This window comes from Pseudomonas sp. MNR3A (assembly GCF_009650575.1).
GTDB lineage: Bacteria > Pseudomonadota > Gammaproteobacteria > Pseudomonadales > Pseudomonadaceae > Aquipseudomonas > Aquipseudomonas machongensis.
Genome location: NZ_VZZS01000029.1, coordinates 218,394 through 231,549, shown reverse-complemented (window position 1 = coordinate 231,549; position 13,156 = coordinate 218,394). Strand labels below are relative to the sequence as shown.

The window sequence follows — 13,156 nt, the reverse complement described above, 5'->3', positions numbered from 1 at the left end:
CGCCAATAATAAGAAGCTCAAATCCGCAGCGCCCTGCCATCGAGGCCCGCATGTATATCTATCGCTTGGTCCTGCTTCTGGTCGTGGGGATCTATCTGTTCTCCCCGGCCATCATGGACTGGTGGATCGAACCGACCGGAGCCTGGTACCGCCCGTATCTGCTCTGGCTGATCCTGATCGTCGTCACCTTCATCCTGCAGAGCCAACGAGATGCCGATGAGCTTTAGCCTTACCCAGATGATCCTGATCAGCGCCGCCTACCTGCTGGTGCTGTTCGGCGTGGCCTGGGTCAGCGAACGCGGGTTGATCCCGCGCTCGGTCATCCGCCACCCCCTGACCTACACCCTGTCGCTGGGCGTCTATGCCAGTGCCTGGGCGTTCTATGGTTCGGTAGGCCTTGCCTACCAGTACGGCTACGGCTTCCTCGCCTGTTACCTGGGCGTGTCCGGCGCCTTCCTGCTGGCACCGGTGCTGCTCTACCCGATTCTCAAGATCACCCGCACCTACCAGCTCTCCTCGCTGGCCGACCTGCTGGCGTTCCGTTTCCGCAGCACCTGGGCCGGTGCCCTGACTACGGTGATCATGCTGATCGGCGTATTGCCGTTGCTGGCCCTGCAGATCCAGGCGGTGGCCGATTCCATCAGCATCCTGACCGGCGAGCCAGTCAAGGCGCGCGTGGCCTTCGCCTTCTGCGTGCTGATCATTCTCTTCACCATTTTCTTCGGCTCACGCCATATCGCCACCCGCGAGAAGCACGAAGGCCTTGTGTTCGCCATCGCCTTCGAGTCGGTGATCAAGCTGCTGGCCTTGGGCGGCATCGGCCTGTACGCCTTGTATGGGGTGTTCGGTGGTCCGCACGAGCTGGAAGTCTGGCTGCTGCAGAACCAGACAGCACTGGCCGCGCTGCACACGCCGTTGCAGGAGGGACCATGGCGCACGCTGCTGCTGGTGTTCTTCGCCTCGGCGATCGTCATGCCGCACATGTACCACATGGCCTTCACCGAGAACCTCAGCCCGCGCTCGCTGGTCAGCGCCAGCTGGGGCCTGCCGCTGTTCCTGCTGCTGATGAGCCTGGCGGTGCCGCTGGTGCTATGGGCTGGCCTGCGCCTGGGTGCAAGCACCAACCCGGAATACTTCACCCTGGGCCTGGGCATCGCCGCCAACAACGAGGCACTGGCCTTGCTCGCCTACGTCGGCGGTCTGTCAGCGGCCAGCGGCCTGATCATCGTCACCACCCTGGCGCTCTCGGGCATGGCCCTCAACCACCTGGTGCTGCCGCTCTACCAGCCCCCTGCCGAAGGCAACATCTACCGCTGGCTGAAATGGACGCGCCGCGCGTTGATCGTCGCGATCATCACCGCAGGCTTCGTCTTCTACCTGACCCAGAATACCCACCAGAGCCTGGCCAACCTGGGCATCGTCGCCTTCGTCGCCACGCTGCAGTTCCTGCCGGGTGTGCTTTCGGTACTGTACTGGCCAACCGCCAATCGACGCGGCTTCATCGCCGGCCTGCTGGCCGGCACACTGGTGTGGATGGTCACCATGCTGCTGCCGCTGCTGGGCAATGTGCAGGGCTTCTACATCCCGCTGCTGAACATGATCTACGTGCTGGACGACACCAGCTGGCACATGGCGGCCATCGCCTCGCTGGCGGCCAACGTGCTGCTGTTCACCCTGATCTCGCTGTTCACCAACGCCAGCAGCGAGGAGGTCAGCGCCGCCGAGGCCTGCGCAGTGGACAATGTGCGCCGCCCGCAACGTCGCGAACTGCATGCGGCCTCACCCCAGGAGTTCGCTACCCAACTGGCCAAGCCACTGGGCGCCAAGGCCGCGCAGAAAGAAGTCGAGCAAGCCCTGCGCGACCTCTACCTGCCCTTCGACGAACGCCGCCCCTACGCCCTGCGTCGCCTGCGTGACCGCATCGAGGCCAACCTCTCGGGGCTGATGGGCCCCAGCGTAGCCCAGGACATGGTCGAGACTTTCCTGCCCTACAAGTCCGGTAACGAGAACTACGTCACCGAAGACATTCACTTCATCGAAAGTCGTCTCGAGGACTACCACTCGCGCCTGACCGGCCTTGCCGCCGAGCTCGATGCGCTGCGCCGCTACCACCGGCAGACGCTGCAGGAATTGCCCATGGGTGTCTGCTCGCTGGCCAAGGACCAGGAAATCCTGATGTGGAACCGGGCCATGGAGGAGCTGACCGGCATCGCCGCCAAGCACGTTGTCGGTTCGCGCCTGGTGACCATCGCCGAACCTTGGCGCGGGTTGCTGCAAGGCTTCATCGACCTTCCCGACGAGCACCTGCACAAGCAACGCCTGGCCCTCGATGGCCAGCCGCGCTGGCTCAACCTGCACAAGGCGGCCATCGACGAGCCGCTGGCACCGGGTAACAGCGGCCTGGTGCTGCTTGTCGAAGACCTCACCGAGACCCAGGCCCTCGAAGAGAAGCTGGTGCACTCCGAGCGCCTGGCCAGTATCGGCCGCCTGGCTGCGGGCGTGGCCCACGAGATCGGCAACCCGATCACCGGCATCGCTTGCCTGGCGCAGAACCTGCGCGAGGAACGCGAAGGCGACGGCGAGATCATCGAGCTGTCGAGCCAGATCCTCGAACAGACCAAGCGTGTCTCGCGCATCGTACAGTCGCTGATGAGCTTCGCCCACGCAGGTGGCAGCCACCAGAATACCGAAGAGCCCGTGTCGCTGGCCGAGGTCGCGCAGGATGCCATCGGTCTGCTGGCGTTGAATCGGCGCAATTTCGAAGTACAGTTCTTCAACCTTTGCGACCCGGACCACTGGGCCGAGGGTGACCCGCAACGCCTGGCCCAGGTGCTGATCAACCTGTTGTCCAACGCCCGCGACGCCTCGCCACCCGGCAGCGCCGTGCGTGTGCGCAGCGAAGCGAGCGAGCATACCGTCGACCTTATCGTCGAAGACGAGGGCAGCGGTATTCCGAAGAACATCATGGATCGCCTGTTCGAGCCCTTCTTCACCACCAAGGACCCTGGCGAGGGAACCGGACTGGGGCTCGCTCTGGTCTATTCCATCGTGGAAGAGCATTATGGGCAAATCACCATCGACAGCCCGGCCGATCTCGATCGGCAACGTGGCACACGGATCCGCGTGACCCTGCCCCGGCATGTCGTAGCGACGTCCCCTGAAATTCGAGACCGTCGAGAGAATTGAATCAATGCCGCACATTCTGATCGTCGAAGACGAAACCATCATCCGTTCGGCCCTGCGTCGTCTGCTCGAGCGAAACCAGTACCAGGTCAGCGAAGCCGGCTCGGTGCAGGAAGCCCAGGAACGCTTCAGCATTGCCACCTTCGACCTGATCGTCAGCGACCTGCGCCTGCCCGGGGCACCGGGCACCGAGCTGATCAAGCTCGGCCAGGGCACGCCGGTGCTGATCATGACCAGCTACGCCAGCCTGCGCTCGGCGGTCGACTCGATGAAAATGGGTGCGGTGGACTACATCGCCAAGCCTTTCGACCATGACGAGATGCTCCAGGCTGTCGCGCGCATCCTGCGCGACCGGCAGAATGCCCCGGTCGCCACTGCGGCCACGGCCGACGTGCGCAGCAACGGCAAAGCACCAGGGGCTGAAAAGCAGACCGGCGCCTCGGCCAACGGCGAGATCGGCATCATCGGTTCCTGCCCCCCTATGCAGGACCTGTACAGCAAGATCCGCAAGGTCGCCCCTACCGACTCCAATGTCCTGATCCAGGGCGAGTCCGGTACCGGCAAGGAGCTGGTCGCCCGTGCCCTGCACAACCTCTCGCGACGCGCCAAGGCACCGATGATCTCGGTGAACTGCGCGGCCATCCCGGAAACGCTGATCGAATCCGAGCTGTTCGGCCATGAGAAAGGTGCCTTCACCGGCGCCAGCGCTGGCCGTGCCGGCCTGGTCGAGGCAGCGGACGGCGGCACCCTGTTCCTGGACGAGATCGGTGAATTGCCGTTGGAGGCCCAGGCTCGACTGCTGCGTGTGCTGCAGGAAGGCGAGATCCGCCGGGTCGGCTCGGTACAGTCGCAAAAGGTCGATGTGCGCCTGATCGCCGCGACCCACCGTGACCTGAAGAACCTGGCCAAGTCCGGCCAGTTCCGCGAAGACCTTTATTACCGTCTGCACGTCATCGCCTTGAAACTGCCCGCCTTGCGCGAGCGCGGTAGCGACGTCAACGAGATTGCCAATGCCTTCCTCGCCCGACAGAGCGCACGCATCGGCCGTGACGACCTGCATTTCTCCAGCGATGCCGAGCAAGCCATCCGCCATTACAGCTGGCCGGGTAACGTCCGTGAGCTGGAGAATGCCGTCGAGCGCGCGGTCATTCTCAGCGAAAGCCCGGAAATATCCGCCGACCTGCTGGGCATCGACATCGAACTGAGCGGCCTTGAAGACGACGACCTGCTCGACAGCCTGCCGGTGGTCGCAGGTGTCGGTGGTAACAACGCCAGCCACGAGCCGACAGAAGACTTGTCGCTGGAGGATTACTTCCAGCACTTCGTCCTCGAACACCAGGACCACATGACCGAGACGGAGCTGGCCCGCAAGCTGGGTGTGAGCCGCAAGTGCCTGTGGGAGCGTCGCCAGCGCCTGGGGATTCCGCGGCGCAAGAGCAACGTCGCCAGCGAGAACTGATACGTCCACAGCTCTACAGCGCCGACCCTGGGTCGGCGCTTTGCGTTCAGGGGCCAGCCCCCCGATGACACCTGCCCCCTCGTCAGCCGGTAACACCCGGTTACCATGAAAAATCTGTTACCTCAGCCGCCCGCGACGTAACAAACCGAGGCATACGGTAACGAAATTTCTACATTCCCCCGCCTTTCGGGCTGACCGAAAATACGCAACCCCTTGATTTCATTGGATTTGAAAAAGTTGGCACGCCACCTGCTATATCTTTCGTACAAGAACAATAACAAGCACTGCTACTCAGAATAAGAACAAGACGAAACGGCTCACGCATAACAAGAACAAGACGGCGGAGGCGCAGCTAACTGATTCTTTTGGAGAGGAGTTGTGTTTGGGGCTTGCCCCACAACCAGGCAGAGAACAACAAAAACTGCACTAAAGCAGCGCCTGAACTGGTTGGATCGATTGATCAGCATAGCATCAGCGACCAAAGCAATCCGTTTGCTCTTCACCCCTGGATTTGGGGTCGTCCACACGCTTCAAGCTGTGTGGACAGGGCACTCAACAAAAACAAGAAGCCCGATAAAAAAACAATAAGAGCACGCAACGACTTGATGGGGAGCTTAGGCTCCCCATGTCGTTTCTCCCCGCCTTAATCGCCTTTCGGCACCGCCTACACCATTCCGCCAGTAAATGCTAGAATCCCCCGCCATCATGCGGCCATTCTCCTAGTCTTGGCCGAACATTCCTTCAAACAGTGCATCCCATGCTGAAGAAGCTGTTCCAGTCGTTCCGTCCTCCCATCAGTGGTCAGCACCACAGGCGCACCACGCCTGAAGTGATCAACAAGAGCCAGCACTCGCTGCAACGCAGCCAGTTCAGCCGCCACGCCGTGAGCATCGTCGAGCGCCTGCAGGGCGCCGGCTACCAGGCCTACCTGGTCGGCGGCTGCGTGCGCGACCTCCTGCTGGGCATTACCCCCAAGGATTTTGACGTCGCCACCAGCGCCACGCCCGAACAGGTGCGTGCCGAGTTCCGCAATGCCAGGATCATTGGCCGGCGCTTCAAGCTGGTCCACATCCATTTCGGCCGCGAAATCATCGAAGTCGCCACCTTCCGCGCCCATCACAGCGAAGATGACCAGGGGGACAGCCACCGTTCGTCGCACAACGCCAACGGGCGAATCCTGCGCGACAACGTCTACGGCACCCTCGAAGACGACGCCCAGCGTCGCGACTTCACCATCAACGCCCTGTACTACGATCCGGTCAGCGAGCGCATCCTGGACTATGCCAATGGCGTCCACGACATTCGCAATCGCCTGCTGCGCCTGATCGGCAACCCGACCCACCGCTACCAGGAAGACCCGGTGCGCATGCTGCGCGCGGTGCGTTTCGCCGCCAAGCTCGACTTCGGCATCGAGAAGCACACCGTCCAGCCAATCCGCGAATTGGCCAAGCTGCTGCGCGAAATCCCGCCGGCGCGCCTGTTCGAGGAAGTGCTCAAGCTGTTCCTGTCGGGCCAGGGGGCAATCGCCTTCGAGATGCTGGTCGACCTGGACCTGTTCGAGCCCCTGTTCCCGGCCAGCGCCCATGCCCTGGATGAGCGCCCGACCTACACACACACCCTGATCAGCCAGGCTCTGGCCAACACCGACCTGCGCGTCAAGCAGGGCAAACCGGTGACCCCGGCCTTCCTGTTCGCCGCACTGCTGTGGCCTGCCCTGCCGGCACGCGCACTGTACCTGCAAAGCCAGGGCGTACCGCCGATCCCGGCGATGAACGAAGCCGCCCACGACCTGATCGCCGAACAGTGCCAGCGCATTGCTATTCCCAAGCGCTTCACCCTGCCGATCCGCGAAATCTGGGACATGCAGGAACGCCTGCCACGGCGCAGCGGCAAACGTGCCGACATGCTGCTGGACAACCCGCGCTTCCGCGCCGGCTACGACTTCCTGCTGCTGCGCGAAAGTGCCGGCGAAGAAACCGATGATCTGGGCCAATGGTGGACCGACTACCAGGACGCCCACGACAGCGAACGCCGCGACATGATCCGCGAGCTGGGTAGCCGTGACGAAGGCTCGGGGCCAGCCCCGCGCAAACGCAAGCGCAGCAACAGCAAGCGCAAGAGCGGTGGTGGCGACGAGGCCTTCGACTGAGCATGCCGGTACGCGCCTATATTGGCCTGGGCAGCAACCTCGACGCCCCCGCCGAGCAACTGCGCAGCGCCCTCCAGGCGCTGGATCAGATCGCCGGGACGCGCCTGGTGGCCACTTCGTCGTTGTACACCAGTGACTCCCTGCTGCCCGGCCAGCCGCGCTACACCAATGCGGTCGCTGCCCTCGACACCGAGCTGGCACCGCTGGCGTTGCTCGATGCCCTGCAGGGTATCGAGAACGACCAGGGTCGGGTGCGCAAGGAGCGCTGGGGGCCGCGCACACTCGACCTGGATGTACTGCTGTTCGGCGATCAGCTCATCGATGTGCCACGCCTGAAAGTGCCGCATTACCACCTGCATGCCCGCCCCTTCGTGCTTTATCCACTGGCCGAACTGGTCCCTGACGACTTCCATCTGGCAGACGGTCGCAGCCTCGCGCAACTGCTCCAGGACTGCCCGTTCGTCGGGCTGGAACGCTTGTAATCCGGGCGCTTCAGCCATCGGTAACGCCAGTAACACCCTGATCGTAACAATGCGGTAACAGGGTGATTGACTTCCCCCCCATCGCTCACGACTATAGGCGTCCCGCGGCGCCCGTATGCCGCATCACACCCATTTAGGCCCGGACAGCCCTGTGACCGAACATCACGCACGATGATGTGCCGCTCCGGAAGATGAATACACGCGTTGTACGCAGTCGTTTTTCACAGCGCCTGAACGAGGATTTCGCTACATGCCTGAAGTAACCCTGACCACCCTGCATGGCCTGAAGGCCAAGGGTGAGAAAATCACCATGCTGACCTGCTATGACGCCACCTTCGCCAAGGCCGCCAGCCAGGCCGGCGTCGAGGTGCTGCTGGTTGGCGATTCGCTCGGCATGGTCCTGCAGGGCCATGACAGCACCCTGCCCGTCACCACCGACGACATGGCCTACCACACCGCCTGCGTCAAACGCGGCAACGACGGTGCGCTGATCCTGGCCGACCTGCCCTTCATGGCCCATGCCACGCTCGAGCAGTCGTTCGCCAACTGCGCCAAGCTGATGCGCGCCGGTGCGCACATGATCAAGGTCGAAGGTGCCGCCTGGCTGGGCGAAACCATCCGTCTGCTGGCCGACCGCGGCGTGCCGGTGTGCGCGCACATGGGCCTGACCCCGCAGACCGTCAACGTGCTCGGTGGCTACAAGGTCCAGGGGCGCCAGGAAGGCCAGGCGCAACAGATGCGCGCCGATGCCATCGCCCTCGAGCAGGCTGGCGCCGCCATGCTGCTGCTCGAATGCGTGCCCAGCGAGCTGGCCACGGAGATTTCCCAGGCGGTGAGCATTCCAGTAATCGGTATCGGTGCCGGCAGTGGTACCGACGGTCAGGTACTGGTGCTGCACGACATGCTGGGCCTGTCGCTCAGCGGCCGCGTGCCGAAATTCGTGAAGAACTTCATGGCTGGCCAGCCCGATATCCAGAGCGCCCTGGCTGCCTACGTCAAGCAGGTCAAGGACGTGAGCTTCCCAGCACCTGAGCACGGGTTCAGCGCATGAATACCGTCAAGACTGTCCGCGAACTGCGCGCCGCCGTAGCGCGCGCCCGTGGCGAAGGCAAGCGTATCGCCTTCGTCCCGACCATGGGCAACCTGCACAGCGGCCATGCCGCGCTGGTGACCAAGGCTGCCCAGCGCGCCGACTTCGTGGTGGCCAGCATCTTCGTCAACCCGCTGCAGTTCGGCGCAGGCGAAGACCTCGACAAATACCCACGCACCCTCGCCGCCGACCAGGAAACCCTGTTGCAGGCCGGTTGCCATCTGCTGTTCGCGCCCACGGTCGAAGAGATGTACCCCGACGGCATGACCGTGCAGACGCGGGTGAGCGTGCCACAACTGTCCGAAGGCCTGTGCGGCGCCAGCCGCCCAGGGCACTTCGAGGGTGTGGCGACGGTGGTCAGCAAGCTGTTCAACATGGTCCAGCCAGATCTGGCCGTGTTTGGCGAAAAAGACTACCAGCAGCTGGCGGTCATCCGCGCCATGGTGCGTGACCTGAACATGCCAATTCAGATCATCGGTGAGCCGACCGTGCGGGCTGAAGACGGATTGGCACTGTCTTCGCGCAACGGTTATCTCAACGCTGAGCAACGCGCTGCAGCACCTGCGCTGTACCAGGCGCTGGGCCAACTGGCCGATGGTATTCGTCGCGGGCGACGCGACTTCGCGGCATTGCTCGACGAGGGCCAGGCCAAACTGGTGGCCGCCGGGTTCCGCCCGGACTACCTGGAAGTGCGTCATGCACTGACCCTGAAGCCTGCGCAACCGGACGATCGCGACCTGGTGATTCTGGGGGCGGCGTATCAGGGAAGCACGCGGTTGATCGACAACCTCTACCTGCATCTGGACGAGCCTTCGGCGTAATCCAGACCGGCCTCTTCGCAGCACTACGTGCGAGGAGGCCGCAACTGTCTTACCTTGTCCCGAAACCCCGCAAAAATTTCATCCTCCTCCTGCCCCTGCCCATTCCCGCCGCCTGGCCAATGCCTATAATGGGCCTCTCCTGCAACTGGCAAAGACTGCCAGTGTCAAAGCCTGACCATGCCCCAAGGAAACCATCCGCAATGGCGTATTACCGCACTCCCCACGATGTGACGGCCCTGCCCGCCTGGCAGGCGCTCCAGCAGCACCGCGATGCCATGCAGGGATTCAGCATGCGCGACGCCTTCTCCGCCGATCCCAAGCGCTTCGAGCAATTCTCGCTCAGCAGCTGCGGCCTTTTTCTCGATTACTCGAAGAACCTGATCAACGAAAAGACCCGCGAACTGCTGGTCGAACTGGCCCAGGAAGTCGGCCTGGCTGATGCGATCAAGTCGATGTTCAGCGGCGAGATCATCAACGGCTCCGAAGGCCGTCCGGTACTGCACACCGCCCTGCGCCGCCCGGTTGGCGACAAGCTCAGCGTGGGGGGCGTCAACGTGATGCCCGAAGTGCACAAGGTTCTCAACCAGATCACCGAACTGGTCGGCCGCATCCACGACGGCCTATGGCGCGGCTACAGCGAAAAGCCGATCACCGACGTGGTCAACATCGGCATCGGCGGCTCCTTCCTCGGCCCCGAACTGGTCTCCGAGGCCCTGCTGCCCTACGCCCAGCGCGGCGTGCGCTGCCATTACCTGGCCAACATCGACGGCAGCGAGTTCCACGAGCTGTCAGCCAACCTGCGCGCCGAAACCACCCTGTTCATCGTTTCGTCGAAGTCGTTCAACACCCTCGAAACCCTGAAGAACGCCATGGCGGCACGCACCTGGTACCTGGCCCAGGGCGGCTCGGAAGCCGAGCTCTATCGCCACTTCATCGCAGTCTCCAGCAACAAGGCCGCCGCCGTGGCCTTCGGCATTCGTGAAGAAAACATCTTCCCGATGTGGGATTGGGTGGGCGGGCGCTATTCGCTGTGGTCGGCCATTGGCCTGCCGATCGCCCTGGCCATCGGTACTGCCAACTTCAAGGAGCTGCTGTCCGGCGCCTATACCATGGACCAGCATTTCCAGACCGCGCCGTTCGAAAAGAACATGCCGGTCCTGCTGGCCCTGCTCGGCGTTTGGTACGGCAACTTCTGGAATGCCAGCAGCCACGCGATCCTGCCGTATGACCACTACCTGCGTAACATCACCAAGCACCTGCAACAGCTGGACATGGAGTCCAACGGCAAGAGCGTTTTGACCGACGGTTCCCCGGTGAAAACCGAGACCGGCCCGGTGATCTGGGGTGGCGTTGGCTGCAACGGTCAGCACGCCTATCACCAGTTGTTGCATCAAGGCACCCAGATGATTCCGGCCGACTTCATCGTGCCGGTGGTGAGCTTCAACCCGGTGGCCGACCATCACCAGTGGCTGTATGCCAACTGCCTGTCGCAGAGCCAGGCGCTGATGCTCGGCAAGACTCGCGAGGAAGCCGAGACCGAGCTGCGCGCCAAAGGCCTGAACGAAGCAGATGTCGAAAAGCTGGCACCGCACAAGGTGATTCCGGGCAACCGCCCGAGCAACACCCTGGTGGTCGAGCGCATCAGCCCACGCCGCCTCGGCGCGCTGGTGGCGATGTACGAGCACAAGGTCTTCGTGCAGAGCGTGGTCTGGGGCATCAACGCCTTCGACCAGTGGGGCGTGGAGCTGGGCAAGGAGCTGGGCAAGGGCGTCTACCAGCGTCTGGTCGGCAGCCTGGAAGACAGCGCCGAAGATGGCTCGACCCAAGGGCTGATCAACTACTTCCGCGGCCGTCATCGCGGCTGACCTGAACGCTGCATTCGCGGGCGAGCCCGCTCCTACAGGCCCTCTGTAGGAGCGGGCTCGCCCGCGAAGAGGCCAGCGCAGGTTGAACAACAGTTCCAGCTACACTGTCCATCGAATAGCCGTTGAAGTCCCTCCGACAAGAGCAGGACCACCCGCCATGTTCGATATCCGCGACTACCCCCAGGCCCTGTCTGTCAGCCAGGCCGCCGAACTCTCCGACGCAGATTACCGCCGCCTCTACCGCCAGTCGGTGGACGACCCCGATACCTTCTGGGCCGAGCAGGCCAAACGCCTGGACTGGATCAAGCCCTGGTCGAGCGTGCAACAGTGCGACCTCAAGACCGGCACCGCACGCTGGTTCGATGGCGCCCAGCTCAACGTCAGTTACAACTGCATCGACCGCCATCTCGACAAACGTGGCGACCAGACCGCCCTGCTCTGGGAAGGCGACGACCCGAAAGACGCCAGACCGATCACCTACCGCGAGCTGCATCGCGAGGTCTGCCGCCTGGCCAACGCCCTGAAGGCCCGCGGCGTGAAGAAAGGCGACCGGGTCTGCATCTACATGCCGATGATCCCCGAAGCCGCCTACGCCATGCTCGCCTGCACGCGGATCGGCGCCATTCACTCGGTGGTGTTCGGCGGTTTCTCCCCCGATGCCCTGCGCGACCGCATCCTTGATGCCGACTGCCGCACGGTGATCACTGCCGACGAGGGCGTGCGCGGCGGCAAGCGTATCCCGCTCAAGCAGAACGTCGACAAGGCCCTGGCCAATTGCCCGGATGTCAGCAGTGTGCTGGTGGTCAAGCGCACCGGGGGCGATGTGGCCTGGAGCGAAGGACGCGACCTCTGGTACCACGAAGCCACCGAGCACGCCGGCGACGACTGCGCCCCCGAACCGATGGCCGCCGAAGACCCGTTGTTCATCCTCTACACCTCAGGCAGCACTGGCAAACCCAAGGGCGTGCTGCACAGCACGGCGGGCTACCTGTTGCAGGCAACGATGACGTTCAAGGTGGTGTTCGACTACCGCGACGGCGAAGTCTTCTGGTGCACCGCCGACGTCGGCTGGGTCACGGGCCACAGCTACATCGTCTATGGCCCGCTGGCCAACGGTGCCATCTCGCTGATGTTCGAAGGCGTGCCCAACTACCCGGATATCTCGCGTTTCTGGCAGGTGGTCGACAAGCATCAGGTGAACATCTTCTACACCGCGCCCACGGCCCTGCGCGCCTTGATGCGCGAAGGCAACGCACCGTTGCAGGGTACCTCGCGCAAGAGCCTGCGGCTGCTCGGCAGCGTCGGCGAGCCGATCAACCCTGAAGCCTGGGAATGGTATTTCGAAGCCGTGGGGCAAAAGCGCTGCCCCATCGTCGACACCTGGTGGCAGACCGAGACCGGCGGCATCATGCTCACCCCTCTGCCCGGCACACCACGGCTGAAGCCCGGCTGTGCCACGCAACCGATGTTCGGTGTACAACCGGTGCTGCTGGACGAAAAAGGCAAACCGATCGAAGGCCCTGGTGCCGGGCTGCTGGCGATCAAGGCCAGTTGGCCAGGGCAGATCCGTAGCGTCTATGGTGATCACCAGCGTATGGTCGATACCTACTTCAAACCCATGCCCGGCTACTACTTCACCGGCGATGGCGCACGCCGCGATGCTGACGGCGACTACTGGATCACCGGGCGTATCGACGATGTGATCAACGTATCCGGCCATCGCATCGGCACCGCCGAGGTGGAGAGTGCGCTAGTCCTGCACGACAAGGTCGCCGAAGCTGCGGTGGTCGGCTACCCCCACGACCTCAAGGGCCAGGGCGTGTATGCCTTCGTCACCACGATGAATGGCATCACCGCGGACGATGCGCTCAAGGCCGAGCTGCTGGCGCTGGTCAGTAAGGAGATCGGCAGCTTCGCCAAACCCGAGCTGATCCAGTGGGCACCGGCCTTGCCCAAGACCCGCTCCGGCAAGATCATGCGGCGTATACTGCGCAAGATCGCCTGCAACGAGCTGGACAACCTCGGCGATACCTCGACCCTCGCAGACCCCAGCGTGGTCCAGGGCCTCATCGACACACGCCTCAACCACTAGACGGCCGCCAGGCGG

General features: G+C 63.3%; 9 protein-coding genes. All 9 read left to right on the top strand.

Annotated features, from left to right (window positions below):
* Positions 1 to 50: 50 nt before the first annotated feature.
* The 9 genes from F6X62_RS20195 (at position 51) to acs (ending at position 13,141) form a co-directional block, all read left to right on the top strand.
* Positions 51 to 227 carry a hypothetical protein gene (locus F6X62_RS20195; protein ID WP_003250005.1) on the top strand — a complete coding sequence of 59 codons (177 nt, stop codon included), beginning with the start codon at positions 51 to 53 and terminating at the stop codon, positions 225 to 227.
* Positions 211 to 3,186 carry a sensor histidine kinase gene (locus tag F6X62_RS20190; RefSeq protein ID WP_162714346.1) on the top strand — a complete coding sequence of 992 codons (2,976 nt, stop codon included), beginning with the start codon at positions 211 to 213 and terminating at the stop codon, positions 3,184 to 3,186. Before F6X62_RS20195 ends, F6X62_RS20190 begins: the two co-directional genes overlap by 17 nt.
* Positions 3,187 to 3,190: 4 nt before the next feature.
* Positions 3,191 to 4,642, top strand: a complete 1,452-nt coding sequence (locus tag F6X62_RS20185; protein WP_054892598.1) for a sigma-54 dependent transcriptional regulator — start codon at positions 3,191 to 3,193, stop codon at positions 4,640 to 4,642.
* Positions 4,643 to 5,399: 757 nt separating this feature from the next.
* Positions 5,400 to 6,791 (top strand): polynucleotide adenylyltransferase PcnB, encoded by a 1,392-nt coding sequence (locus F6X62_RS20180; protein ID WP_065861593.1) that lies wholly within the window; start codon positions 5,400 to 5,402, stop codon positions 6,789 to 6,791.
* Between the two features lie 2 nt (positions 6,792 to 6,793).
* Positions 6,794 to 7,273, top strand: coding sequence for a 2-amino-4-hydroxy-6-hydroxymethyldihydropteridine diphosphokinase (gene folK, locus F6X62_RS20175; protein WP_153774511.1), 480 nt, complete (start codon positions 6,794 to 6,796; stop codon positions 7,271 to 7,273).
* Positions 7,274 to 7,523: 250 nt separating this feature from the next.
* The gene (gene panB / locus F6X62_RS20170) at positions 7,524 to 8,324 is read left to right on the top strand and encodes a 3-methyl-2-oxobutanoate hydroxymethyltransferase (protein ID WP_153774510.1); all 801 of its coding nucleotides are present in this window, start codon (positions 7,524 to 7,526) and stop codon (positions 8,322 to 8,324) included.
* Positions 8,321 to 9,184, top strand: a complete 864-nt coding sequence (panC, locus tag F6X62_RS20165; protein ID WP_153774509.1) for a pantoate--beta-alanine ligase — start codon at positions 8,321 to 8,323, stop codon at positions 9,182 to 9,184. The genes panB and panC overlap by 4 nt, the downstream gene beginning before the upstream one ends.
* 200 nt (positions 9,185 to 9,384) lie before the next feature.
* Positions 9,385 to 11,049: a glucose-6-phosphate isomerase gene (pgi, locus tag F6X62_RS20160; protein WP_153774508.1), complete on the top strand. Its 1,665-nt coding sequence runs from the start codon at positions 9,385 to 9,387 to the stop codon at positions 11,047 to 11,049.
* 157 nt (positions 11,050 to 11,206) lie between these two features.
* A complete protein-coding gene (gene acs, locus F6X62_RS20155) occupies positions 11,207 to 13,141 on the top strand; it encodes an acetate--CoA ligase (RefSeq protein ID WP_153774507.1) in 1,935 nt (644 codons plus the stop codon).
* Positions 13,142 to 13,156 lie beyond the last annotated feature (15 nt).

Bases quoted from the DNA above. Each gene is read 5' to 3' on its own strand.
- F6X62_RS20195 (WP_003250005.1), top strand. From the start codon at position 51: ATGTATATCTATCGCTTGGTCCTGCTTCTGGTCGTGGGGATCTATCTG.
- F6X62_RS20190 (WP_162714346.1), top strand. From the start codon at position 211: ATGCCGATGAGCTTTAGCCTTACCCAGATGATCCTGATCAGCGCCGCC.
- F6X62_RS20185 (WP_054892598.1), top strand. From the start codon at position 3,191: ATGCCGCACATTCTGATCGTCGAAGACGAAACCATCATCCGTTCGGCC.
- F6X62_RS20180 (WP_065861593.1), top strand. From the start codon at position 5,400: ATGCTGAAGAAGCTGTTCCAGTCGTTCCGTCCTCCCATCAGTGGTCAG.
- folK (WP_153774511.1), top strand. From the start codon at position 6,794: ATGCCGGTACGCGCCTATATTGGCCTGGGCAGCAACCTCGACGCCCCC.
- panB (WP_153774510.1), top strand. From the start codon at position 7,524: ATGCCTGAAGTAACCCTGACCACCCTGCATGGCCTGAAGGCCAAGGGT.
- panC (WP_153774509.1), top strand. From the start codon at position 8,321: ATGAATACCGTCAAGACTGTCCGCGAACTGCGCGCCGCCGTAGCGCGC.
- pgi (WP_153774508.1), top strand. From the start codon at position 9,385: ATGGCGTATTACCGCACTCCCCACGATGTGACGGCCCTGCCCGCCTGG.
- acs (WP_153774507.1), top strand. From the start codon at position 11,207: ATGTTCGATATCCGCGACTACCCCCAGGCCCTGTCTGTCAGCCAGGCC.